Origin of the sequence: Gimesia maris (assembly GCF_008298035.1) — a bacterium.
GTDB classification, from domain to species: Bacteria; Planctomycetota; Planctomycetia; order Planctomycetales; family Planctomycetaceae; genus Gimesia; species Gimesia maris.
Window position 1 is genome coordinate 2,132,588 of sequence record NZ_CP042910.1, and the last position, 25,548, is coordinate 2,158,135.

At 49.4% G+C, this 25,548-nt stretch carries 16 protein-coding genes, 1 tRNA gene and 1 pseudogene; 7 read left to right on the forward strand and 11 right to left on the reverse strand.

Going from position 1 to position 25,548, the window contains the following annotated elements; genetic code table 11:
* Positions 1-472 precede the first annotated feature (472 nt).
* Together GmarT_RS08060 and GmarT_RS08065 are read right to left on the reverse strand one after the other, a co-directional pair.
* Entirely contained in the window at positions 473-2,980 is a 2,508-nt protein-coding gene (locus GmarT_RS08060) for a hypothetical protein (protein ID WP_044239102.1), read from the reverse strand.
* 20 nt (positions 2,981-3,000) lie between these two features.
* On the reverse strand, positions 3,001-5,508 hold the full coding sequence (locus GmarT_RS08065; RefSeq protein WP_002647825.1) for a DUF1549 domain-containing protein: 2,508 nt from the start codon (positions 5,506-5,508) through the stop codon (positions 3,001-3,003).
* 333 nt (positions 5,509-5,841) lie between these two features.
* Between GmarT_RS08065 and GmarT_RS08070 the strand changes: the two genes are divergently transcribed.
* The 3 genes from GmarT_RS08070 (at position 5,842) to GmarT_RS08080 (ending at position 10,737) form a co-directional block, all read left to right on the forward strand.
* Positions 5,842-7,230, forward strand: coding sequence for a DUF1501 domain-containing protein (locus GmarT_RS08070; protein WP_230682354.1), 1,389 nt, complete (start codon positions 5,842-5,844; stop codon positions 7,228-7,230).
* A 189-nt stretch (positions 7,231-7,419) separates the two neighbouring features.
* Entirely contained in the window at positions 7,420-8,796 is a 1,377-nt protein-coding gene (locus GmarT_RS08075; protein ID WP_149302527.1) for an FAD-dependent oxidoreductase, read from the forward strand.
* A 366-nt stretch (positions 8,797-9,162) separates the two neighbouring features.
* Positions 9,163-10,737, forward strand: a complete 1,575-nt coding sequence (locus GmarT_RS08080; RefSeq protein WP_002647819.1) for a glycosyltransferase family 39 protein — start codon at positions 9,163-9,165, stop codon at positions 10,735-10,737.
* A gap of 263 nt (positions 10,738-11,000) precedes the next feature.
* On the opposite strand, the gene GmarT_RS08085 is transcribed toward GmarT_RS08080, so the two are convergent.
* Entirely contained in the window at positions 11,001-13,100 is a 2,100-nt protein-coding gene (locus GmarT_RS08085; protein WP_081459556.1) for a hypothetical protein, read from the reverse strand.
* Between the two features lie 559 nt (positions 13,101-13,659).
* Between GmarT_RS08085 and GmarT_RS30330 the strand changes: the two are divergent.
* A pseudogene (locus GmarT_RS30330) lies at positions 13,660-13,746 on the forward strand (hypothetical protein); the annotation flags it as partial.
* Positions 13,747-13,793: 47 nt separating this feature from the next.
* On the opposite strand, the gene GmarT_RS29880 reads toward GmarT_RS30330, so the two are convergent.
* On the reverse strand, positions 13,794-14,150 hold the full coding sequence (locus GmarT_RS29880; RefSeq protein WP_044239097.1) for a zinc metalloprotease: 357 nt from the start codon (positions 14,148-14,150) through the stop codon (positions 13,794-13,796).
* A 186-nt stretch (positions 14,151-14,336) separates the two neighbouring features.
* On the opposite strand from GmarT_RS29880, the gene GmarT_RS30205 reads away from it, so the two are divergent.
* Positions 14,337-14,465, forward strand: a complete 129-nt coding sequence (locus GmarT_RS30205; RefSeq protein ID WP_002647815.1) for a hypothetical protein — start codon at positions 14,337-14,339, stop codon at positions 14,463-14,465.
* Between the two features lie 193 nt (positions 14,466-14,658).
* On the opposite strand, the gene GmarT_RS08095 is transcribed toward GmarT_RS30205, so the two are convergent.
* A tRNA-Arg gene (locus tag GmarT_RS08095) sits at positions 14,659-14,732 on the reverse strand.
* Positions 14,733-15,181: 449 nt separating this feature from the next.
* Between GmarT_RS08095 and GmarT_RS08100 the strand changes: the two genes are divergently transcribed.
* Together GmarT_RS08100 and GmarT_RS08105 are read left to right on the forward strand one after the other, a co-directional pair.
* Complete coding sequence (locus GmarT_RS08100; protein ID WP_002647814.1) at positions 15,182-16,462, forward strand: NosD domain-containing protein; 1,281 nt, start codon at positions 15,182-15,184, stop codon at positions 16,460-16,462.
* A 28-nt stretch (positions 16,463-16,490) separates the two neighbouring features.
* The gene (locus GmarT_RS08105; protein WP_149302529.1) at positions 16,491-17,597 is read left to right on the forward strand and encodes an alpha/beta hydrolase; all 1,107 of its coding nucleotides are present in this window, start codon (positions 16,491-16,493) and stop codon (positions 17,595-17,597) included.
* Positions 17,598-17,604: 7 nt separating this feature from the next.
* On the opposite strand, the gene GmarT_RS08110 is transcribed toward GmarT_RS08105, so the two are convergent.
* The 6 genes from GmarT_RS08110 to GmarT_RS08130 form a co-directional block, all read right to left on the reverse strand.
* Positions 17,605-19,674: a serine hydrolase gene (locus GmarT_RS08110; RefSeq protein WP_002647812.1), complete on the reverse strand. Its 2,070-nt coding sequence runs from the start codon at positions 19,672-19,674 to the stop codon at positions 17,605-17,607.
* Between the two features lie 108 nt (positions 19,675-19,782).
* Entirely contained in the window at positions 19,783-20,631 is an 849-nt protein-coding gene (locus GmarT_RS08115; RefSeq protein ID WP_002647811.1) for a DUF6159 family protein, read from the reverse strand.
* 137 nt (positions 20,632-20,768) lie between these two features.
* Entirely contained in the window at positions 20,769-21,800 is a 1,032-nt protein-coding gene (locus GmarT_RS08120; RefSeq protein WP_044239095.1) for a prenyltransferase/squalene oxidase repeat-containing protein, read from the reverse strand.
* A 136-nt stretch (positions 21,801-21,936) separates the two neighbouring features.
* Entirely contained in the window at positions 21,937-23,214 is a 1,278-nt protein-coding gene (locus GmarT_RS08125; protein ID WP_002647809.1) for an FAD-dependent oxidoreductase, read from the reverse strand.
* 87 nt (positions 23,215-23,301) lie between these two features.
* Entirely contained in the window at positions 23,302-23,424 is a 123-nt protein-coding gene (locus tag GmarT_RS30210) for a hypothetical protein (RefSeq protein WP_002647808.1), read from the reverse strand.
* 61 nt (positions 23,425-23,485) lie between these two features.
* Positions 23,486-25,546 (reverse strand): glycogen debranching protein, encoded by a 2,061-nt coding sequence (locus GmarT_RS08130; RefSeq protein WP_002647807.1) that lies wholly within the window; start codon positions 25,544-25,546, stop codon positions 23,486-23,488.
* Between the last annotated feature and the right edge of the window lie 2 nt (positions 25,547-25,548).

The following is a 25,548-nucleotide window of genomic DNA, read 5'->3' on the forward strand; positions in this document are numbered from 1 at the left end:
TAACTACACTTCACCTGTTAAGCTATTATCAGCAGACAGATACTATCTGTCTACTGGCCTGCAGGAAAAGTCCCTATACATTAGAAGTATTCAGACCAGAATCGGGACATATGATATACTTTCATAGCCTGAGAAGAAGAGAAAACACAGGATTCGCGATGTGCCCGGAGATACCGCCTTTATTATTTGCGAATCGGGAACTCCTGAAAAATAAGGAGAAATGCCAGCGAAGATGGAGGTCATGCCTGTCTTTTTCTTGTAAGTGGAATCGCAAAAGAACCTGGCACTCACAGTCAGGAACCCACTGAAGACAATTTGTCGCAGTGTCAGAAAATTGATTCGAAGCGTTGGGCACAGTTTCGTTTCGCAAAACGAATAGCATGGAAAACCGAATACTGATATCGAAAATAGATCAGAATTGACATGACGATCTGCTTGATCATGATATATCTGAGAAAGATCAGTTTGAGAACTATTTTTTCTCAGCAGGCTTAGTCACGTTGACTGTGATCAGTTTGGACCAGGCGGCAAATTTGTTATCTGCTGCCGCCGCCTTTTTTTCGGTTGACTTCGCTTTGTTCGTTACCTGAGTTAAGGCGGTTTCTGCACGTTTCAGACGGTCTTTAGCAGCCTGGTTGGCTTTCAAAGCCGTATCATATGCTGCCTGTGCCTGCTTCAGTTGTTCCGCGTTCTGTTTAACCTGTTCCAGCGTCGATTTGGATTTCTCAGCCGCGGATTTAGTCAGTTCGACATCTGATTTGATCGCTTCAATGAGCGCATCGAGTTGTTTTACTTCGGCAGTCGCTGCCTCACTCGCAGGCAGGTTATGGCGATATTGGGTAACGCCCACCCCCATTAAAGCAAACTGATACTGGCCTGGTTCGATTTTAAAGTTCCCATCAGGTTTGAAATCAATCACCAGCGTTCCCTCTGTCTCTTTTTCACCAATATTCACTGTTGGAGGGCGTCGGAGCAGGCCAAACAGCTCGTTCGGTTCGATCGTCAGGTTGCCTTTGCGAGATCCCTTGCCGGTTAATTGAATCGGAATTTCCAGTTTCTGGTTCAGCTCCACGGCCCAGGTTTTGTCTTCTACTGGTGTGATCACCACCGGGGCCTCTTCATCTTCATTGACAGCCAGCGGAATGCGCGTTGTCAGGCGGGAACGAACTCGAATGGAATCTGAGAAGATATGCCCCCAGATCAGGGAGGCAAACTTCGCTTCGCGGACTTTCTCTTTATGATTGATCTGGGCTTTACCTGTAATTCTGATTTCGCCTGCCCAGCGTTTTGCGGCAGGATCAGCCGCAAGTACCAGTACGCCACGATCCGTTTTACCACTGAGGACAAGTGGCTTTGCCGTGACGCCTGGTGGCAAACCTTCTGCAGTTATGGTGATATCACCGGTAAAACCGTCCTGCCGCGGTGCGACGATTCGGACTCCCCAGTTGGCACCGCGCCTGAGCAGCGGGGTGACTGAGTAACCGGTTCGGTTAGTGGGCAGCGTTCTTTCCGTTGAAGCAAAGACCTGGAAATCAGGCGTGGGTTCTCTGATCGCCAGCCGATAGATATGGGCCGGGCTGCCACCGCCGAACTGATTCAAAACGACGACTTCATATAATCCGTCTGCATCTGCTGTAAATGAAGCTGCCGCATCCACGGTGTCAAAATTAATCGCATCTTTATTGTCAGTACTGAAAAACGACGGGAGGTCATCGTTTTCTGCCACTTTTTTTCGCGTGACATCACCTTCTTTTGTTTTCGTGACCTGGTAAATTTCGAGGTATGGGTCCACCTTGGATTTCATTCGATCTGCGATGACTTCAATACAATAGGTTTTTCCTTTAGTGGCTTGAAACTGGTAAACGTCCTCTTCATTGGGCTCAATGAACTGGCCGGCAATTTCGACGGGAACTGCTACAGTTTGTGCTTTCTGCCCGGCGGATTCCAGGGCAACTGGTGCCGTCGCAAAACCAATGCTGACGGAATTTGATTTTTCCAACTGGAATTCATGCCCGTTAAGAATTCCCTGCCGAGGTTCCCAGGGCTGAAAACTGGCAGGGGGAGTTGCGACTTCGGGAAGCTGGATTTCTACTTCGATGGACTCCAGTTTCTGTCCATTCAAAGAAACAGCATTCCCCAGGCTGCCACCTGGTAAGTTGCGTCCATAAACAGTATAGACTTTCCGGGATCCGGGTTCCCCAGCAGGTGGAAAGACAAAGTCAATATGAGGTCGATCAGAAATACTCAGACGATAAAAATGTTCTGAACCACCCCGATAAAGGATATCAGAGATCGCCAGGAAATATTCCTGGTCCTGTTCTGACTGGATTTCGAGAAAAGGGTCGCGTCCATACCAGTCCCGATTGCGGGAAATCTCCCGCCCTTCGGAATCATAGACCACAATCTGGCCATCCAGGCGGGAATCGACTCGTTCCGCTACCAGTTCGACGAGTACCCGTTGTCCCCTTTTTGCTTTAAACCGATACCAGTCGATGCCTCGGGATGGAACATTACCTGTCACAGTCGAATTGACTTCAATAGACTGGGCTGTTTCACGACTTTCGTTCTTTCCGGTCTCATCCACTTCCTGACTGTCAGCAGGAGCCACAACAAACGGGCGGGCTGTGGACAGTCCAAAATAGGAGACGGCACGGACTTCATAGATACCGGGAGGAACATCATCTGAAACGACGACTTCAAATTGGGAGCCTTGAATGCGCGGTTTCGGGTAAATGTCATCTGCAGGCAGCATCACCGGTTTGGCCGTGATCCCCGGATGCGAAAACCGAAGTTCGCTGGCATCATCCAGATTCGATCCGATGACTGACATCTTGACCGTTTTTCCCGCCGATGCTGCAAACGGCCTGATCTGTCTGAGATCAGCGGTAGGCAGTTGTGCGGAAACCATCTGCTGATGTAACAGAAACAACAGCACTGAGAAGAAACAGCCACATAAACTCAAACGATTGATCGTCTTCATTTTTATATCATTCATTTTGTTTAATGGTTGAATAAAAATTCTTTGGTGTTGATAACCACCCAGATAATGTCCTCGTAAGCTTCTTTCACAGCCTGTTCTTCTGTCTGATTTTTAGAAGCAGACTGTTGACGTTTTTTAGCGAGGTGTGCCAGCGCCGTATCGAGTTCTTCCTGTGTTGGCTGTCTCGACATGGTGAGTAAATAGAGTTCTGCAATGTGGGTGCGATCATCTTTTGATTTGTCACGAGCCATTTGAACGGCTCTGCCGTTGGAAGTCGTCAGAATATTCTGGATCGTGTCAGAATTGATCAGGTGCAGGCTCTGTGCCAGGTCGGCGTTGGCCGTGCGTTCGCACTCGCAGGCGGTATCCATCTGGGGACGACCAAAGACACGCAGGAAAAACGAGTCCACATTCGCGGAGTCATCAGGTAACGCCACCGCACGAACTCCCACAGGTTGATGGTTGAAGTTATTCTTTGCGCCGGCGGCATCATTCATGGCGTCGAGCATGATTTCGGCAGAGAGACGTCTTGGATAGTAGCGGGCGTAGTTCTGGTCATCATCCTGGTTGTATTGGTTGGGGAACGAACTGAACTGATAAGTGCGGCTGTTACAAATTACGCGGCACAACTGTTTCAGATCGTAATTCGATTTCACGAATGATGCAGCCAGTTCATCAAGCAGTTCCGGATGCGTCGCCGGGTTGGTAACTCGAATGTCATCTTCCGGTTCGACCAGACCGCGGCCGAAGAAATGTTTCCAGTAGCGGTTCACCAGCATCTTCGCGAAAAAAGGATTCTCCGGGGAAGAAATCCAGTTGGCCAGATCAATGCGCGGGTCGCGACGGGCAGGGATGTCCAAAGCATCTCCGTCCAGTGGAGTTGGTTTCAGTTCGCGATCAGTATTGGGATTTATCGCAACGGCAACCATGCGTTTATGATAGACCGTGTCGTCTTCCGGCAGTTTATAGACTTCTTTTCGACCAATCGTCGTGAAGAAGGCCTGAAATCCGTAGAAGTCATCCTGACTCCATTTTTCATAAGGATGATGATGACACTGAGCGCACTGAATTCGCACACCCAGAAACACCTGGGCAATGTCAGACATCTGGTCTTTGGGGTCTTTCACAGCCCGGTACCAGGAGACAGCGGGATTGGTTCCCGATTTACCTCGTGCCGTCACCAGTTCGGTGACAAATTGATTGTAAGGTTTGTTATTCGAAATACTGCTGCGGATCCAGGAATGAAATGCGAATGTTTCTCGCGCGATCTGTTCCAGATTTCCCCCCGCTTTATTGCGTAGAATTCCTGCCCACTTGGCAGCGAACAGATCAGAGTATCCGGGACTGTCCAGCAGTTCGTCAATTTTTCGTGCCCGTTTGTCAGGACGGTTGTCTGTTAGAAACTCGCGGGTCTGTTCCAGTGTCGGAATTCTCCCCGTCATATCGAGGGTGACGCGTCGCAGAAACGTGGAGTCATCACAATTTTCCGAAGGGGGCAGTCCCAGGACTTTCAGTTTGGCAAAAATATGTTTGTCGATGAAGTTCGTCGGATCAGGCAGGTTGGGTGTCGGCTTTCCTAAAGGAATGGTTGCCATGAAAACGGCAACATGTTCCTGAAAGCGAACCATGACGGATGTGGTGCCCGTCATGTCTTTGAGTGTTACCAGTCCATGATGATCTACTTCAGACATTTTGGGCTGGTTCGGCTTGTACTCCGCGACACGGGTAATATCCTGTTTTGTTCCATCTGAAAAGTAAGCGGTGACCGTCAACTGCTGCTGTGCATGTAACGGGAGCACACGATTCTGAGGATAGATTTCGATGTGTTTGACAGTCGGGCCCGACTCAGGATCATAATGCATTCCTTCCTGGATCCAGCGCTTAATGAGCTCGTATTCTGCGCCTCCCTTTTTAAAGCGACTTCCGCCACCGTGAGGAAGCTCACCCGTTGCTTTACGAAGCAGCAAGCTTGTTTCCGGTGCTGCTGCAGAAACGCGACGTCCCAATGATTCTTTCGTGAGGTATTCGAAATCATTGGCTGGTTCAAAACCCAGCAGGGAAAGATGAAAATTATTCTTTCCGGAAGGAGTGCCATGACAGGCACCGCTGTTACAGCCGCCCCGTGTCAGTTGTGGAATTACATCGTTATAAAAATTAACCGGTCGCTGCGTTTCGAAGGAAGAAACCACGATCGGAAAATTCACCGCCAGCTTCTCATTCAATCGGGCTGTAATCGTGGCACTGCCGTCGGACAGCGGCGTCACAAAACCGGTGGAACTGACTTGGGCGACTCCCGCAGGAATGATCTCATACTTTACTTCCCGAGTCACATCCCGTTGACTTCCCGTTTGTTCTTCTTTCAGTGTTACCAGAAGCTGTTGCGAGGCATCAGGGTCAGTCAGATGAATACTCTTTGCCTGTCGGGGAAGGTATCCAATCAGTTCCGCTGATTCCACAGAACCTGTATACGATGTGCAGACAGCAGTCAGACAGAAAAACTGCACCAGTAAAAGAGAAAGCGATTTCATAAAACTTCCCGGACTTTCAGGTTCAGAAGGTTCGTTTTGTGGCTGTAAAAACAACCGTCTTGAGAAATCAGAATCAAACAGTCTCGTCCAGACCCATAGAATGAAAACGGGGCTAAACTGGCTGCTGAATCGGATTTATCGATCGTTTTTCGTCATTCAGTCCAAATTTCAGAAGTTTCTGATTTAAATTGAACTTGTGTTTCCATTTTAAACGATGCAAGATACATTACAATACGTTGATGTGTACCAGTTTTCAAAGCGAATCGAGTTTTTTTACCGATTGGGATGAATGCAATGGGTGTGAAATCCGGAACAGGTCGCTGCGCAGGTCCGATGAAGCGTCGTACATTTCTTGAGTTCGGCGGGGCGAGCCTGCTGGGACTTGGAATGAATGATCTGCTGCGCCAGCAGGCCATGGCAAAGGCGATGGGAGATTCACTCGAAGATACCTCTGTGATTTTCGTCTGGCTTCCCGGCGGTCCTCCTCACATGGAAACCTATGATATGAAGCCTGGTGCACCGGCAGAATATCGTGGTGAATTCCGACCGATTCATACGAATGTTCCCGGTCTTGATGTCTGTGAGATGCTCCCCCAGCACGCCAGAATCGCAGATAAGTTCAACCTGATCCGTTCCATTCATCATGAATTCGCAGACCATGGCGGCGGACACAAACGCCTGATGACCGGCCGGATTCCTGCCACTCCTGTCGGCACCATCAATGATGCTCCCGCAGTCAGTACCATCGTCAAAAAGATGCTCGAGAAAAACGGCAACGAAATGCCGGTTTGTGTTTCCGAAGTTGATGCCTCCCGTGCTTCCATCGATACATTTGCCATGGGGCCCGCTTATCTGGGACCCTCCTCAACGCCGTTTATGGTCGCCGGTAATCCCAGCGATCCGGATTTCAAAGTCCAGAACATCGGCGTAAAGTCTTCCATGGAAGCGCGACTGGATGACCGGATTGCCATGTTAAAAGGCATAGATAAATTCCGCCGCGATGTGGACAAGAGCGGCTCCATGGAAGCCATGGACAGTTTCAATCGCCAGGCCATCGATATGCTGACCAGCGAAAAGGTCCGCAGTGCCTTCGATCTGTCACAGGAACCTAAAGAACTGCGCGACCGTTATGGCTGGAATGCATATGGACAGCGCGCCATTCTGGGACGACGACTGGTAGAATCTGGTGTCCGTTTTGTGACGATGGTCTGGGAACACCCTTATCCAGGTAAGCCCACACCGAAAACAGCCGCCTATAACTGGGATTCTCATGCGGTCAACGCGCACCTGTTTAAAGATTGTGACTGGCGTCTGCCACCTTATGACCAGGCCGTTTCTGCTCTGATCGAAGACCTGTATCAGCGCGGGCTGGACCGACGGGTCTTACTCGTGGTCACGGGAGAATTTGGTCGGACTCCTAAAATTTCCGTTCAACGCGGAACGCAGACCGGCGTCATGCAGCCCGGCCGCGATCACTGGCCTAAAGCCATGTCTGTCCTGGTATCAGGTGGCGGGATGCGCACAGGCCAGGTGATTGGTGCGACCAATCCCAAAGGCGAATACCCGGTTGAACGGCGGATGACTCCCAACGATCTATGGGCAACCGTCTATCGACATCTGGGCATCGATTACGAGCATGTCCTCCACGATCTCCAGGGACGTCCCGTCGCCATCCTTCCCTTTGGCGAACCGATTCCCGAACTCGCACGAGTGTCCGCCTGAGCTTCTGAAAAGAATCATCAAAGCGATGTCAGAGAACAGAGTCATTGCGCTCGGTTTACAGGTAAAACTCTGGTGTTTCACCCGGATCAGAATTCAGAACGCTTTGAGTCTGTGTTGCGACCTGGTTGGCTGATTGCTATTTTGACTCTTGCATTCATAGCATTCTTTACTTCCGCTGGATCAACAACCATGACGATTGAGACTGAGTTCATCACAAAAACCTGGGATATTCCGCTGCGTGCCAGCGTGGATGTCGCTGTCATCGGTGGCGGTTCGGCTGGTGTCGCGGCTGCTTCTGCTGCTGCCCGCAACGGGGCATCGACGATTCTCGTTGAACGCTACGGATTTCTGGGTGGAACTTCGACGGCCGGGATGGTGGGGCCCTTCATGACGTCCTATACACCCGATGGTAAGCGACAACTCGTCGCCGGGCTGTTTCAGGAAGTCATAGATCGCATGGTGGCAATGGGGGGCGCCGTTGATCCTTCCACGACAGAAGCGGGTTCCGCCTGGGGTTCTTTTATCGAGTTGGGGCATGCCAATGTGACACCTTTTCACGTCGAATCGCTCAAGATGGCAGCACTGGAAATGGTCTGCGATTCCGGCGCACAAATTCGTTTTCATACTTCATTTGTTGATGTCATAATGGACGGTGAGCGCATTTCTGATATTGTGATTCTTGATAAAGCCGGGCTCGGACTGCTGCGACCCAAAGTAGTCATTGATACTTCAGGAGATGGAGACATCGCAGCCAAAGCAGGGGCTCCTTTTGAAGTAGGCCGCCGCGAAGATGGCAAGATGATGCCAGTCACGTTATTTCTGACGATCGGCAATGTCGATGATGACCGCGTGGTTGACTGGATGCGCGAGCATGAAAAACTGCACCCGGGAGAACGTCTGTTTGAATGTATTGTCAAGCAGGCACGAGAAACCGGCGACTGGACTCTGGAACGCGAGTTTCTGAATATCTATCGCGAGCCGACACCCGGTCAGTGGCGCGTGAATACGACCCGTGTTCAGAATATAGATGGAACGAATCCCGATGACCTGTCTCGCGCCGAAGTCGAAAGCCGACGTCAGGCCTGGGATCTGATTCGCTTTTTCCGTTCGCACTGTCCCGGTCTGGAAAACACACAATTGCTCGCCACAGGCAGTCAGGTGGGTGTGAGAGAAACGAGACATATTCTGGGAGACTACGTGCTCAACGGTCAGGATGTACTTGAGGGACGCAAGTTCGCAGATGGAATCGCCCAGTGTTCCTACCCGATCGATATCCATGATCCGCAGGGGCCCCGCGGCCGCCTGGAAGGCATTCACGCAGATCATTATGAAATTCCCTATCGCTGTCTCGTGCCGCGACAGGTCAGTAATCTCCTGGTGGCAGGACGTCCCATCTCGGCAGACCATGAAGGAGCCGCCTCGGCCCGCGTGATTCCGCCGTGCTATGCCACCGGCCAGGCCGCTGGGACCGCAGCCAGCCTCTCTCTCAAACAGTCTGTCAGTCCCCGTGAAGTCGATATTGAGCATCTGCGAAAAACACTGCAGGAGCAGGGGGCCGTGGTTTAGCAGCTTGTCTGAAATTGATTGGTGACGGACTCAGGGAATTATCAAGAGAGGAAATGAACAAGGCCTTTATCGGAAGTACTCAAATCCTTTCCGCAATCAGACGGAACCTTCCTGTTTTTCAGGCAATACTGCATGAGAATCATTCTTGATCCTGACACAGAAACTGATTATTGTTTATGCAGACTCTGAATGGAGTTCCTGGTTGATCAACAGAGATCTGTGCTTTGCTCCCAGATCGAATCGAACTGAAGCAATCCACAACCCACTGATTCCACGCGGTCTCAAGCAAACGTTGACTGTGATCCCGAAACCTTTCTGGTATGGGGAGAGATCACTCGACTGTACCACCAATCCAGAAATGATCCTTTGGAAGACAATAATACCATTCTATCATCAAAGCGGGAGACGAACTGGTACCGCTGGTCATTAGTCGTGATTATTCTGCTGTTCCTCATCTGGCGTGTCCCTCTGGTCATGCGCGAAGCAGGGGGGCAAGATGAAGAATGGTTCGCAATTCCCGGTTCCACGATCTGGCAGGAAGGTATCCCCCGTGTCCCTTTCGTCCCTCAACGAAATCGCGAAAGCGCTTTCTATAATGTCGACAAAGCCCTCTTCGCTCTACCACCTCTGTTTTATTATGCCAGCGCGCCCCTCTACGCCGTTTTACCGCCGACTTACAGTACGACCCGCCTGGTCTCCATTACGGCAGGAGTCGGTGCGATTATTCTGATCTATCTACTGGCGTGGCGGATATTGAAGGACCCCCTGGCGGGGGTGATCGGCACCGGGCTGTTCAGTCTCTCCCGACTTCTCTTCCTCCCGGCCATGATTTCACGCCCGGATATGCTGTGTGGCATGTGGGGGCTGGCCGCGCTGTGGATGATGTGGCGCTGGTATGACAACGAAAAAAGATACCGTGACCTGATCCTGGCCGGCATCTGTCTGGGGCTGGGTATGCTGACCCACCCCTTTGCAATCGTCTTCTGTATTCAGGTTGGTCTCTGGGCGGTTCTGACACAGGGCACCTGGCGGGAACGCTTCAGCCGGGGGACGGTGATCACCGGTTGTGCTCTGGCCATCTTTGCTTTGTGGCTCCCTCTGATCTTCGCTTACCCGGAAACGTTTCGGCTCCAGTTTTCTAACAACGTCTTAGATCGTTCGGGACCGGGCCTGATCAGCAGGCTTCTCTTTCCCTGGCCTTACTTTCCCACTCAACTCGGCCTGCTCAGAGAATATGCCGGGACGATTCAACTCACATTGATGACCGGCGGACTGCTTGCCGGCACCTGGCTGGCCTGGCGGTCAGTGGATCGGCGGCCACGCATCCTGATATATCTTTCGTGGTCGTCAATCTATCTGCTCATCGCGTGCCAGGGATCTCATCCTACCAAAGGCTACTGGTGCTATCCAGGTGCACTGCTCTTTCTCTGTCTTGGCTGGGGTTTGAGTCGGCTGGGGCGAAACTTCTGGGAACACAGCCTCACCTGGCGGGTCGCTGCCGTGTCGGGAGCCCTGATTTTTGTGGCGGCCATGTTCCCCGGTTCGGGAATCCGTACCTGGGTCGCTCATATACAAAACTGGTCCAACGTCAATTACAGCGGCCCGCGCTTTGCCCAACAGATCATTGACGATATACCCCCTGATGCCCGTGTGACGGTCGATCGGGCCTTTGTTTATAACTTTTCTGCAGCCGGCCGCAAAACACTGCTCTCAATGATGCGGGAATTTTACTTTGACGCACGAAAATTCCCTTACGATTACCTTGTCGTCAGCTACGATAGCCAGGAGAGAGATACCAGCCAGGCATTCAATGGGAGGCTCATCGCAACCTATGGCGATCCTCATGATCCGTTCAGCTGCTATGCTGAAGTCTATGTACCGCAGGATAGTCCGGTGCAGGAACTCCACAAGTCCCGTAATAAACAACTTGGACTAAGATAAAACAGGATTCCGCTGTTGAACGACCATGAGCATGATGCAACAACGGAGAAACACCAGGTCCGGAAACGATCCGCTCAGTATCGCTACTGTTTCAGGAGGCCAGCACAGTTATCCTGTTGACCGATTGTCTGTCATCAGTCCGTCTTCGTTTCTCAACCAGTGTGCGTCGTCCTTTCAGTGCATTGGGCATTCCAACTGGTACAGAGTCAGAGGCAAGGTTGTTTGAGTCAAGTTACAGACAAGGCATGGATGGGGGGCAGGTATTATGGTATTAGCAGGGCTGACCATTGTCCCCGGGAATTTCCATTATCCGCCACAACGATTTTGATATTTTCAGTCGTTTTCAAATGCAATGAGATTTTTGACCACACGTTTATGCTCTTCGGTAATTGAAAGCGATACAGTAATTTACCAGCCATATCATAGATTTCAATATCTTGAAATCTGGAATCAGGTCCGGTCATATAGATGATGTTTACCGGATCATTACTGGGGCTTATTTCAAATTCGACTTTTCCAACATATTCATCTCCGCCAACCCAGGAACCGTAAATCGTCTGGTTTTCCTTTTGACGAACTCGTGGATGGGTCGCCCCTTTTTTCCATTCCCCGGAAATGTGTAAAAGTTCTGAAGAGGGTTCGCCTTTCCATCTCGAAATATTCATTACCCTGACGCTTTCATCCAGTTCTATTGGCTTACCGGGAATTTTAAATAAGCCTGAATCAGTTGCAGCGTACGCAGAAATCGGTCCTTTGACCTCTGGATTGATAATATATGCCAGCCAACCGGAATTAAAAGGATTCCCTGCTATGGCTTTCGTAATATCAAATCTGGGTTCGCCACTAATTCCATAGCCAACGACATTAAATTCTTTATCGGCCAGGATGATTTTTTCCGGGACTGTCTGTGTCTTCGGATCCCATGCCCAACCCTTCACACGATAAGAAATGGAAGACCCCGATTGAAAAGGTTCAGTTGATTCAATGGCCCCCATGCAAGGCTCTGGATGAATTGAATCCGCCGAGATCTGATTGTTTTCATATTTAATCCAATCTGATGAAAAGACAGAAATGCCTTTATCAATGGACTGTTCAATGATCTCTAATAGTCCTTCCTGATTATAACAAATCTGCTCAAAGTAAAAGGAATCGTACTGATGATTGGCCACTCCCAGTACTGCAATTTTTCGATGAAAGGCAGTTCCAGCAAAATTATCAAAAGCTTTTATCTGTGGAGGGAGTAAGAGCAGGGGGATACAAATCAAACAGCCCTTTGCAATATAAAAACAGGCTTTGGGAAGGATCGTGCGATTTATAAAACCAATTAATACTAATGTGATCCACCCCATTAAAGCGGGTGTCGCATAGCGGTTTGCCAGAGCACCATCGACACCGAGAAATATTCTTCCGGATGCGGTGGCCAAAGCAGTCCCCACGATGAACAGCAGAAAAATAAATAAAGTGACATTCACATAATCCAGAGCATGTTTTTTGATAATGCAGTATAAGCATACTCCCGCTGCGGTTAAAAAGAAAAAACCAGCGGCTGTTATTAGATATGATTGCCCCAGGACAAATACAAAAGGTGAGCCTAAATAAGTAAGCGTAAATACTGTTACCAATAATGGGCTTTGTAGAATACTTTGAATGGCAGAATCATGTTTTACTGGTTTGTGGTAGTCAATAAAGTAAAGAATCGATACTGTAATTCCGACCGCTATGATGGTCGCAAGAGACAACCTGGAGGTACGTAGGAGTAAGGCCTGAACGACCAGTAAGGGGAATACCAGAAGGCCGTTTGCCATTGAAAAAGTGGCACAGCATCCAAAAAATAAGGAGAGCAGCAAATAATGGTTTTTATTATCTGCAGTGTATCGTCCCATGTTTAAAAACGATAAAAGCGAAAACATGAAGACGAATAAGAACTGACTCTGAAAAGCCCATATAAAATTTTCGCGTTGAACCCAGGAAAATAAGAGGCAGAAAATAAACGCATAGATTGCCGTTTTATGGGGATCTGCTTTCAGTTTTTTAGAAACCACTGCGAAAAAAACAAATGCCATTCCCAGTTGGATTACTAGATTAACACAGACAAGAAACACCCCCAGGCCCTTGAAATATTCCAAGTCCAGCCAAAATAACATGCGTGAGATTAATATGCGATGCTCGTTATGCTGGCTAAGCCAGACCGAATGGTCGTTCTCCAAAACCCGTAAATAAAACCCAATATAACCAGACCACATATCCCAAAATGGGACTGGAGAAAAATGAGTATACACGCCCCACAGAGTTGTCGAGAAAACGATTAAGCTGATTACTACGGTAGCTTGACTCAACAATGAAGATTGTTGTTTTAAAAACATTGAATGAACCCTGATGTGGCTTTCTTGTATGCGATAACTCAATACCAGGGAACTTCTGAAGAATACTACGATTGATTTGAGCGTTCCCACTACATGATTTTGCTCGACAGATTTCTCAACGATCAGCATAAACGGCAATTTTTATACCTAATTGGAAGGTGATTACCCTGGATACTGGTAAAATGCCCCCGAATCAGGCCACGCCGTATTCTGGCACTCTGAAGCTGCTGCAGATCACCCGATTCACCGTCATAATCATCACTTTTGAGCTACCAATTACATTCCAGCAATTCGGGTACCTGTTTCGCTCGAAAGTATCCAGACTGTCAGTGTTCTTTTTTTGAAACATTTTGATAAGTCAACCAGATAATCTCAGTCGCGTGTAAACACCAATCGCCATCATCCGAGTGTCCTTCTTTCCTGGTCTGCTTTTCAAAAACTGGTTCTATTGATATGAAGGTTCTTAGCGTCCTTTTGACGCAGGGAACTTTTGATGAACAAGCAAAGAAAACGTCAAAATTCCGAGCGGCTTGTCCGCAAGTTGCGTGATGCGGATGCGATGCTGAATGCCGGTAAAGATCTGGCTTCCGTGCTGCAGTTCCTGGATATCAGTGAATCGAATTACTTGCGCTGGCGGAATCAGTTCGGCGGCATGAAATCGGCAGAAGCTAGGCGTCTCAAACAACTGGAGTATCAGAATAAAAGAAGTTCCAGTTCATCCTTGACTGATGCGAAGAAGTCATCGGCGTCAGCATTCCAGTCCGGAAGGTTACGTACTCCCAGATCCAGTGTCGCTTCCATGACTCCATTTTCCTCATGTTCGTATCCCAGAAAATGCCCCAATTCATGACGTATCACCGTCCAGAGATCGATCAGACCTTCTGCTTCACTACCGGGTAACGCGATCAATGATAATTTGCGGTCGTATCGAAACTCGCTATGATCCAGAGGAGTTTCATCGATAAACCAGCCATAGCCTGCGGCATTAATATCGATATAAATTGTATCAGAAGCTACGCGACCAATTGTCCCCCCATTCAGATCGACCACTTGGATCGTAACGTTTTCGAGTTTTGATATTTCGCCAGCCGATAGAGATTCAGAAACGCTGACAATGGCTTGTTCAAGTATTCCTTCTGCTGCAGATTGCTTCAGCTGGTTGACGTGCCCCCCCTTAACCGCATCCAGAACTTGATATACTAATCAGGATTCTGGACCAATTGAGGAGGAGGCAACATGCCTACCAAACTTCATTTCTCCGAACAGATCATTTCGAAACTCCGGGAAGCCGAAGTCCATCTTGCCCAGGTAATTGGAATTCTGATTCGGGCTGGAGATAGTTGTCGTGATAAACGAAGGCAATGAGTTCTTAAAGATCAGCAACTGGAGTGTCAGAATTATTGCATCCAATTGTTTAAATCTAGGCTAAAATAAGTGGATAGCGTATGGCTGAACTAATGCAAAAAAATCGCAGTAGTGGGGGGAATTAAAAAGGCCTTTGTCGGTGAGACGAAGGCCTTGGGTTTGTAAGTTGTTGTTTTGAATTGACTTGAAAAAATACACCCGGAGGGATTCGAACCCCCAACCCCCGGTTCCGAAGACCGGTGCTCTATCCAGTTGAGCTACGGGTGCCTGTCAGAATAGTGGACTATCCTGATGTGTTTCAGGTTCCTCATAAAATCCGAAAGTTGCCGGATTTTGAGAGATGCCGCTGTGGAGCAGCAGGTGCAACCTGTTGTCAGTGTTCATGTTACTAAAACCATAAACAGATGCAACTGTTGCGGAAAGCGATTCTAGCATTCCTCGCATAAAATACAAGTCGCTCCGCGTGGGGAATTGTAATCGAATCACAGAGACTGCCTTTCGAATCAGTATCGATTTCCGTACTTCAAATTATAGGTTCTGCTTTGCGAGCCCGGTGAGTCTGCAGCTTGACTATCTGAGCCATTTCGGTTGTGATGGTGGAATTACGAAACAAAGTTAAGCTGGTGGAATTCCCCAGTCCTGATAGTGAATACCGGTTTTTCCAAAGCGGTATTCTTCCTGCCTACGATTTGAATTTATGAGAGGTCCTGCCTGGTATGAATCATTCTCGCACAGCCGTTAAATATTTAATGTTGTCTCTGGCGCTCATGATTACGTTGAGCTCCAATTTCGTGTTCGCCGGTCAGGAAAACGGGGCAAGTCAAGGGAAAGCGAAACTGCCTGGGGCACGCCCTGTGATCCACGCAATCAATTATGAATCTATCCAACAGGCGCTGGATGCTCTTCCTGCTGAAGGGGGCGTCGTCATGCTGCCTCCCGGGAACTTTGAAATTGATCAGCCATTAGTCATTACCAAAGGTGATGTGTTGCTGATGGGGGCCGGTTCCGCGACACACATTCATAATAAAAATGAAGAAGGAAAGGATGCAATCGCCATTCATCCGCCGGCTGATGCAAAGCTTCCGAATGGAAAGCCCGATCCGAAGCCACGCATCTGGCGTGTGCAGTTACAGAACTTTCGTGTGACAGGAAATGAGAAGAGTGGGCGGGGCATTAATGCCAAATGGGTTCAGGAGATTTACATCCATGGGGTCACCTGCAGCTATCATGGCAGCGACGGTATTTTTCTGGACTTCTGCTTTGAAGATCCCCGTGTTTCCGACTGTCTGATTACCTACAATAAAGCCACCGGGTTGAACTTGATCGGCTGTCATGACATTGTGGTCTCAGCGAATCATTTTGAAGAGAACCTGGATGCGTTAAAATGCGCGGAAGGATTTAATCTATGCATGAGTGGCAACAATCTGGATGACCATTTACGGGATGGTGTGATCATTGAAAATACCTATGGTTCTATTGTCTGTGCCAACATGATTGAAGAATGCCAGGGCCGGGCGATTACCCTGGATAAGGAATGTTATGGCATTACGCTGTCTGCCAATGTCATCGCGCATAATGGCAGCGGCATTATTCTGGATGATGCCCATGGTTGTGCGGTCAGTGCGAATACATTTACACTGCTGGCTGCGGATGCTTTAAAGATTGGACCCAAGTCGGGTCGGATCACGGTGACGGGCAATAATTTCTCCAACAGCTATATTGGAAACGGACAGGTCAAACGCCGTACGAATGATCTGAAAGCTGCGGGGCTGACGCTGGATAAAACCCGCGGAGTCACCGTTTCCGGCAACCTGTTTTCTTCGGTTCGACCGAAAGCAGTGGAAGTGATCGAGCCGACAACGCATGTGATCTTCGGGAATAATCTGTTAATCGATGTCGAATCTGATCATGAAAAGCTGACCGAATCCATTATCAAGAATACGCTGATCGCTCCTGCGGAATCTGTAAAACCAGAAGCAAAACCATCTGAAAAATAATCAGGTTCAGTTTAAGAGAGGGACAGCAGTGCTTTCAAGATATTTTTGTTTCGTCATCTGTATGATTACCTGTTGCCCGGTGGTGTGTGGGGCAGACGATCCCGGAAATCCCAGGCAGCAGGTTCCCGTTTATCAGGAGCATCTGGATCTTTCTTATTATCTCGATTCAGCCGGGAAGAAGCATTCCGTTCAGAGCTGGGAGGACTGGAACATTCGTCGCGGTCATATTCTGGCGAATATGCAGACCGTGATGGGTGAAGTTCCCCGTCCGACGAAACCGGTTCCCCTGGATCTGAAGGTGCTGGAAGAAACGATTGTCGGGTCGGTTAAGCGGTTGAAGATCTCTTATCATACAGATGATTTAAATCAGCGTGTGAAGGCGTATTTATTCGTTCCCGATTCAGCGTCTCCTGAGCATCCTGTGCCAGCGATACTCTGTCTGCATCAGACGAATTCCAGTACGGGCAAAGAAGAACCGGCGGGAATCAAAGGCTTGCCGAATCTGAAATATGCGCTGGAACTGGCCGAGCGGGGTTATGTCACACTCGCGCCGGATTACCCTTCGTTCGGTGAATATCCCTACGATTTCAAGGCGCATCCTGAATACCGCAGTGGCACGATGAAAGCCATCTATGACAATATGAGGTCTCTCGATTTACTGCAGTCTCTGGATTATGTGCAAGGGGATCGTATCGGTTGCATCGGGCATTCACTGGGAGGCCATAACACGATGTTCACGGCTGCCTTTGATTCCCGGATTAAAGCACTGGTTTCCAGTTGTGGATTTACCCGTTTCCATAAATATTATGGTGGCAAACTGAAAGGCTGGACCAGTGACCGGTATATGCCTGTGATCAATAGCGAGTATCAGAACAATCCGGATCTGGTTCCCTTTGATTTTACCGAAATCGTTGCCAGTTTTGCGCCCCGCGCGTTTCTGGCATGTGCACCGATTAGCGACAGCAACTTTGAGGTGTCCGGCGTGAAAGATGTGGTGCGGATTGCGCAACCCGTTTATGCGTTATCGAGTCAGCCTGAAAACTTGCAGGCTGTGTATCCGGAAGCAAAACACGATTTTCCACCAGCCACTCGCGAAACGGCTTACCAGTTTTTTGACCACCATCTGAAGCAGTAAACGGGAATCAGTTTTGTTTGAACTGATCTTTGGCAGGCCAGCGTTCGATTCGGTTAATCCAGGTATGCATGGGGGCATCAATCAGTGAAGACAGTCGTTTTTCATCGATTCCATGTCGAGAATTGAACAGGATTGCCCAGTTGATTCGATCGAGCCTTCGCACCAGCAGAGTTGATGTCCCATCCAGGGAACCGGCGTGCCATTGATTGGAGTTCCCGGCAGTGTCTATGGGACGGACCATCCAGCCGCAGGCATAGTAGGCGTCTTTGGGTTGACCTTGCTCGTCGAATCCAGCGAGTCCGGGGGGGCGTTCCAGCATCAGAGAGATTGTCGGGGCTTTCAAAATGGGGCTGCGGTCCGGGACATCAAAAGCGGTTGCAAATCGCAGCAGGTCCGGCGCTGATGAAATCCACCCGCCATGAGAGTCCATTGCTTCCAGATACCAGGCACCGTAGGGGGAAGGGACCTGTTTTCGCAAATTGGCAGCAAAGACCGAACTTCCCCGCAGGTTGCTGTGGTATTTGACTTCTTTCTCGCTGCGATCTTCGAGAAGCGTTTTCCCCAGTTGTGTCTCGTTCATGTGAAGCGGTTTGCAGATTGTCTGCTGGATGTAGTCTTCATAGGTTTGGCCACTGACTTCTTCTATGACCCGCCCCAGTAAGCAGTAGCCGAAATTAGAGTAGGCATAGCGCTCACCTGGTTTAGAATCGAGTGGATGTTTCAGCATGATACGAATAATATCATCGATTTCCGCGGGCGCGGGTTTTTCCACCTGTTTTGCAAAAGTGATCGAACGAAACATCGGATCAAAAGATTCTTCCCGATCCCAGCCCGCGGTATGATTAAGTAACTGCTGGACAGTGATGTCTTTCAGTCGCGGGTCAACTTCCTTCTGCGAAAGCGAACGTCGATACTGTTTTAAAATATCGAAGACGCGGCTGTCGAGCTTAAGCTTACCTTGTTCGACCAGTTTCATGATGCCGACGGCGGTGATGGGTTTGGAAATACTGGCAATGCGGAACTGACTGTCGGGCTGCACCAGTTCTTCGGTCTCTTTATCTGCATATCCAAAACCGCGTGCATAGACGAGCCGACCGCGATAACTGACGGCGACAGCAACTCCCGGAGGATTATGCAACATCATGAAGTCTTTGATTGATTGATCGAGTGACGCTAATTCTTTCTGGTCCAGACCCGTCATCGGAATCGCGTCCGGTGATTTCCAGAGCGGTAATTCCACACGCTTCTCCGGCTCAACTTTCTCCCAGATTCCTGCGAAAAATGGTTGATTATCCAGGGAATACGCGTCGAGACTGGTGAGCTGAAACTCCTCGGAGAGCTGCTTCTGATTGGTTTTCTGGAACTCATCTGGTGAGAGATGATAATAACATATCCATTCAGGGCCAGTTGCTTTCGACCAGAGGGCATGATAAATGACCGTCCCATTTTCAACAAAACCGCACAGGTCGACGAGCCGAAATCCTTTCGTTGTGTAATCATCAAAGGTTTTCTGAAACTGATTTAACGGAACCTGACAGGTGGCTTCCCAGACGCTGTCATTTTGTTTTTTCCAGACGCCTGCATGAAAAGCCTGATCGTTGACAGTGTACCCGTCCAACTGGCATGGCGCGTAGCCCTCTTCTTTTAAGGATTTCAGAGTGGACTGGAGTTGATTGCCGGGAAGGGAGTGTTTGAGAATTGAATCTGCTGCCGCTGATTTGGTGAGTATGATGGCGAACCGTGGTTCCCCCCGTTTCTCGTAGCCGCTGATGACCAGCGGATGGTATCCCTCGGTAGCCTGTTGTTTCAGCCTGATGTCCAGCTGCTTTTCATCCAGCCCATGATAGGCTTTCCAGTCTTTCGATTCTGTCTGTTTGATTCCCAGAACGGCAAATCGTTCTGATCGCTGGCCTGGATAGACACTCAAGTCAGTTGCTGCGAAACCCTGTTTCCCCATACGCGTGATATGTCGCTGATAGATCACCGGATTTAACTGTAGCTGGATACCAGGCTCTGCGGCAGAGACTGCAGTCGACAGATAAGAGAGGCAAGTCAGTAATAGAACACGCAATGCCATTGAGAAGTCCTCGGCAGAAAATCAGTGGGAGCAAAAAGATCAACTTGATCATAAGTGCCGAAACGGGCTGACTTCAAGGGAATTCTGACAGGCGACTGCTTTACCGGCTTATTTTCGATTAAAGGCGTGTGCGATCAGGGTCTGGTCAAACTGTGCTGGAGCTTCACCTTCTGCTGCGAACAGGTAGATCGCGGCGATCAGGATGGCATGTACTGCAGAGGAAACCAGGGAGATCAACAGTATCAACAGGATGGCACATCCAATGAGAACTCCCCCCGCCAGGGCATTTCCTGTGGCGATCAACATGCCGCCGCCGACCATCATCAGGAAAACCGGAATCATGATCAGAAACATGATCGCGCCGATTCCAAAATTGGCAACCAGCGATTCGCCCCATGTTTCGCGTAATACGCTGACAGAGCGTTTCATGGCTTCGAAGGGATTCTTTTTTTCGACGACGAGTACCGGGATGACAAAGTATGTGGTGATCGACCAGGCCATGCCCAGCAGGCCGGCGACGATCTGTCCGATGCGTTCCGAGCGGGATTCGATCATTTTCAGGATAAACCCAACCGTCGCACTGACCAGGGCCCAGCCTGCAATTTGAGGCAGTCGATTTAACGCGGCATTAAAACCGTCACTTACGGTGGGGTTACCACCTTTCAAACGGATTATCGCACAGGCCATCAGGGCTGAGTTGAAGAAGATCATTACAAAATAATTGACAAAATAGAAGGCGAATAAAATCACGTACGCCAGAGGATCCTGGGGCGCCTGCTGGTCATTCATAATCGTGTCGAAGTATTTACTGTCCCAGAGCGGTAAGGCGAAGCTGGCTAAAACCAGCAGGCAGGAGATCCCACTCATAATCGGGAACAGCAACAGTTCTTTATCCAGCATCAAGACTCGAAAGCTCTGTTTCGATAACGCCCAGCCATTCGAAATACGTTCAAACATGGTCAGTCAGCCCTCTGATATGATAGGGGTTTAACGGAGATGAGACGCCACTCACTTCACGATACTTTTCTACGGGAAATGGTCAGGCTGTGGTTATATCAGAATAAGCAGTATCAGTGGAACGGGAAAAATTGCTGTCAATCCACTTTTGGCTGAGTGAGTAACAAAGCCACAGTGGCCCAGCTGCTGGCGGTGACCGAGATAAACTGATCTTTTCCATGGGGAAAACCGGTTTCAAAATAAGTTTGAAATGGTTTTGCATGGCTGATTACATGCCAGGAGCCATCGTTCTGTTGTGTATCGACCAGATATTGAATGCCTTTTCCGATCGCAGGTTGGTCCCCATCAATCAGATGAGAACGTAACAATGCTACCAGCACAGTGCCCGTTGCGTAGGCGTCGCTCTGCATCTCCGGCAGTTGGGACCAGCCACCATCCGCGTTTTGCTGCTTCAATAATTCATTTACGGAAGTTTGCTGGACCGCGTCGTCAGCACTCAGGGTTTGCAGGCAGCGCAGTTGAAACACACGTTCTTCTGTGGAAGCGGGTTTCAGATCAAGCAGCCACTGCCGGGCGTCTGCGATGCGGGCTTTGATTTCCGGTTGTTGAGATTCACTGCCAAACGTCTGCAGTGCCCTGATGACAAAATAGTTCGTATTGGCGTCTGAAGACATGGAAGGGGGCCTGGTGGAATTACGGATCCAGTGCGGACGCCCCTTGTCACGTTCCAGCAGGTAACCCGTGACTGCAGTCGTCACTTCATCCCGCTTTTGTCCGGCTATTTCGAGTGTCCACAACGCATAGCTGGCAGTGTCAGGGCCGCCTCCCTGTCCTTTGCCGGCACGATAGTTTTCCAGCCCTCGTTTCAGATGTTTCGCTGTATGGTCTACCTGCAACTGAAAATTCGCTGGATTGATATTGAATCCTCGCTGGCGGGCTTCATCCAGAACCAGAACAGCGAGGGCCTGGTTATGACAGGTGAAGCACTTTCGTTCGCGTGCTGATCCCGCGGACGCTGTTTCGATCAGGGGAATGGATCTCTGGATCGCATTTCTGATCTGAGTCGTACTATCAAGCTGTTCATCCGCCTGGGATGTGACGGCAACAGACAATACCAGAGTCAGAATCACCAGAGTCAGAATCAAACTACGGAAACAGAATCTACCCATGCTGCTTTTCCTGGTACCTCGTTTCAATAAATCTGATCTGGTAAAAGTCATCCAGACCAGATTTCATTTTAACAATGCGGGAAACAAAAAGGCAGAATCTTTCCGGTTTTCTTTTTACGAAACCGGCTCTGAACAATTATGGGGCAACAGGAGTTCTGTTTTTGGCTGCCCGTTCCGGGGTCTGGATATGCTCGGGCAGGAATCCCAGACCAATCAGTTTGCCTGCGGTTCGTTTAAGAATCGGGGCCAATAGCCTGGCAAATTTTCTGAGGCCCCAGGAGATCGAGACAGGTTTACCGGGGGCAGAGTGTCCTCCAAACAGGCGCTGATGGGCAAAGACCTGCATGCGTTGTGTTTTCAATGCTGGCCGTTCACGACGGTTTTGTACCTCTTGCAGATCGGCCAATGTAACCACTCCCGCGTACAGTTTATCAGCCAGCAGATTGGCAGTGGCGACGGCATCCTGTACCGCCAGGTTAACCCCGACTCCGCCGACAGGAGACATCGCATGGGCGGCATCTCCAATCAATAACAGGCCCGGTTGTGCCCAGTTGGTGATATGATTCAGTTGCACGGTTAAGAGTCTGACTTTGTCCCAGCTGTCGATTTCTGCGACTCCCTCTCCCAGATCGGGGAGGATATCCAGAATTCTGTTACGGAAGACTTCCAGCCCTTCCTGTTTGATTTCATCAAAAAAACCTTTATGGATAATCAGGCCTGCCTGGAAATAGTCTCCGCGGTCAATTGTGATCAGCATGCGGCCCTGTTTAATCCGTGCCAGCGTGTTGTCATCAATGTCTCCCTGTTTGCCTACTCGAAACCAGAGGACATCAATGGGAATTCCCTTTTCGATCACTTCGACGCCGGCGTCAATCCGCATCTGCGAACCACGACCATCGGCGCCTACCACCAGATCGGAAAAGATTTCGTATTCCCCCTCCAGTCCATTTACTTTGACCCCAATGACGTGCTCTCCATCCCGAATCAGGTGTTTCGCTTCGGCCTGCAGATGAAGATGGAAGTTGGGATATTCACTGGCATGACTGGCAATCATGTTCAGAAAGTCCCATTGGGGAGCAAATGTGATAAATTTACATTCGGTTGGGAGATGCGTGAAATAAGGTCCGGGAATCTGCTGGCCTTCAAAGTTCAGGTTCAGAGATTCAAAGTGCTTGTCAGCGATTTTCAGAAACTCATCCAACAGCCCCAGTTCAAACAACAGCTGCAGCGTAGAGGGGTGAATGGTATCGCCACGAAAATCACGCAGAAAATCTTTGTGTTTTTCCAGGACAATGACTTCCACACCCGCGCGGGCCAGCAGGTAGCCCAGAAAGAGACCAGCCGGGCCTCCGCCGACAATACAGCACCGTGTTCTGATTTGTGATCCGGAGAGAGGGGTATGGGATTCGATCACTGCGTGTTACCTCCTGTAAAACTGGTGTTGTTGAATCGCCATTTCAGAGGGCGCGATTCCGCAGCATAGAAATCTCAGCCTGATGATTCAAGATGAATCTGCTTTTTCGTTCACATCCCGTTTCGCTTTGTTTTTCCGATAGCGATGTGAAAAGATTACGATCACAAACACAATCATGACTCCACCAAAGACTTCAGCAATCCCATCCATAGTGCTCCCCTCATCTGATTTGTTGAGAACCCGCTCGCATGAATTCTGTACGCAATCTATTTTAACCTGTCTGTCGGATCAGTACTACGACAGAACGTGCCTGCACGTCATACGTGTCTTTTGTAATGGAGCCCAGGTTGCCTGATTCCAGAATATCCTGCGGACTGGGTTGTGCCGTGTCTACGACGCATTTCCATTCTTTCGGAGTACCTTCATGTATTCCAAAGCAGCAGGTATTGGCGGCAGCGTTAATCATCACATAAATGTCAGCATCCTGTTCTTCTTTTCCATGCAGGCAGAAAGCGAGAGTTCGGGCAGAAGGCTGGAGGTCCACATAACGCGTAACGCCATACCATTTGATGTCTTCCCGCCAGAAATGGGAACGACACAACGACGAGTGGGTTTTGCGAAACGCGATGAGCAGTTTAACGAATCGAAACATATCCTGGTTCGCTTCCAGACGACTCCAGTCCAGCCAGCTGGTTTCATTGTCTTGATTATAAGGATTGTTATTTCCTCCCTGGGTTTGCAGGAATTCATCGCCCATGCGAAACATGGGGGTGCCATTGGAAACCATCAGGAGGGTGAAAAAGTTTTTGACCTGCTGCTTTCTCAATTTGAGAATGTCCTCGGGGGCGTCAGATCCCTCCCAGCCACAATTCCAGCTGTAATCGTGAGTTCCATCCTCGTTGTGCTGGCCGTTCTCCCAGTTGCGTTTTTGATTGAATGACACCATATCGTACAGGGAGAAGCCGTCATGCGAAGTGATGTAGTTGATACTCTGGTAGGGTCTGAGTGCATGCAGGCAGTCATCCGGGAAGAGATCACTACTGCCGTACAGTCGCGTCATCAGGTCCGCAATCTGTCCCTCATCGCCTCGGACAAATTTTTGCAGCGTATCCCGATAGGCGGCATTCCACTGCATCCAGCGATGACCGGGAAAACGTGAGCCCAGCTGAAAAGCGCCACCCGCATCCCAGGGTTCTGCAATGAATCGTCTGCCTGCCAGCGAAGAATCAGATCCGATCTGCCCGAGTGTCGTCGGGTTCGTGTCTTCAATGCTGCCATCTGCTTTTCTGGTGAGTACGCTGGCCAGATCGAAACGAAATCCATCGACGTGCATTTCTTTCACCCAGTATTGCAGACTGTCGACAATCATTTTACGCACGGCACGGTTGGCGGTGTGCAGGGTATTACCCGCTCCCGAGTAGTTGGCGAACTGAGATTCCGGGTTGCCTGTCAATGAATAATAGGTCGTGTTATCAATGCCTTTGAAGCTGTAGGTCGGACCATTCTCGTTTCCTTCGCCTGTGTGGTTGTAGACGACATCTATAATGACTTCGATTCCGGCGCGGTGCAGGGCTTTCACCATTTCACAAAATTCAATGTGTCGTTCACAGGTCTCTTGCGACATGCAGTATCCATCGTGCGGTGCGAAGAATCCGAGAGGCATGTAGCCCCAGTAATTGCCGTCCTGAGTATCGAACTGATAAACGGGCAGCAGTTCGACCGCTGTGATTCCCAGTTCCTGCAGGTAGGGGATTTTTTCGATGACTCCTGCAAAGGTGCCCCGGGCATTTTCGGTTACGCCCGAGTTATCCCGCTTTGTGAAGCCACGCACATGCATCTCATAGATAATTAAATTAGAGGTATGGTGAACCGGTTGATCATCGTCCCAGTTAAAAGCACATTCGATAGATTGCAGAACCGAGAGCGGAGCGCGACCCATATTGCTTCCGGGGTGGCAGGCAGCCTCTCTGTCAAAGTCGGGCGGGAAATAGATATTTCGTGAATACGGATCAAAGAGCAGTTTTTCAGAATCAAACGCATGCCAGTCATAAGGAGCTTCGGGAGAGGGGCCCTCAATCTGATAGGCATAATACGTAGCAGGACGAATATTGACGGCCGGGATTCGACAATGCCAGATTTCAGCTGTTTTATTGCGGTGAGGTTCAAAATGATAAACATGAACCGGATGATACAGATCATTTTCGGCGAAAAAGAGCAGGGAAACCCGCTCTGCATGTTTGGAATAGATGGCAAAATTATAAGCGTATTCGGAAGGAACCCAGGTTTCCCCCAGCTTTACAGGAGAACCTTCGATTTTATCCCAGTGGTCCATGG

Coding starts and splice junctions, on each gene's coding strand:
- GmarT_RS08060 (WP_044239102.1), bottom strand. CDS start 2,980: ATGAAGACGATCAATCGTTTGAGTTTATGTGGCTGTTTCTTCTCAGTG.
- GmarT_RS08065 (WP_002647825.1), bottom strand. CDS start 5,508: ATGAAATCGCTTTCTCTTTTACTGGTGCAGTTTTTCTGTCTGACTGCT.
- GmarT_RS08070 (WP_230682354.1), top strand. CDS start 5,842: ATGAAGCGTCGTACATTTCTTGAGTTCGGCGGGGCGAGCCTGCTGGGA.
- GmarT_RS08075 (WP_149302527.1), top strand. CDS start 7,420: ATGACGATTGAGACTGAGTTCATCACAAAAACCTGGGATATTCCGCTG.
- GmarT_RS08085 (WP_081459556.1), bottom strand. CDS start 13,100: ATGTTTTTAAAACAACAATCTTCATTGTTGAGTCAAGCTACCGTAGTA.
- GmarT_RS30205 (WP_002647815.1), top strand. CDS start 14,337: ATGCCTACCAAACTTCATTTCTCCGAACAGATCATTTCGAAACTCCGG.
- GmarT_RS08100 (WP_002647814.1), top strand. CDS start 15,182: ATGAATCATTCTCGCACAGCCGTTAAATATTTAATGTTGTCTCTGGCG.
- GmarT_RS08110 (WP_002647812.1), bottom strand. CDS start 19,674: ATGGCATTGCGTGTTCTATTACTGACTTGCCTCTCTTATCTGTCGACT.
- GmarT_RS08115 (WP_002647811.1), bottom strand. CDS start 20,631: ATGTTTGAACGTATTTCGAATGGCTGGGCGTTATCGAAACAGAGCTTT.
- GmarT_RS08120 (WP_044239095.1), bottom strand. CDS start 21,800: ATGGGTAGATTCTGTTTCCGTAGTTTGATTCTGACTCTGGTGATTCTG.
- GmarT_RS30210 (WP_002647808.1), bottom strand. CDS start 23,424: ATGGATGGGATTGCTGAAGTCTTTGGTGGAGTCATGATTGTGTTTGTG.
- GmarT_RS08130 (WP_002647807.1), bottom strand. CDS start 25,546: ATGGACCACTGGGATAAAATCGAAGGTTCTCCTGTAAAGCTGGGGGAA.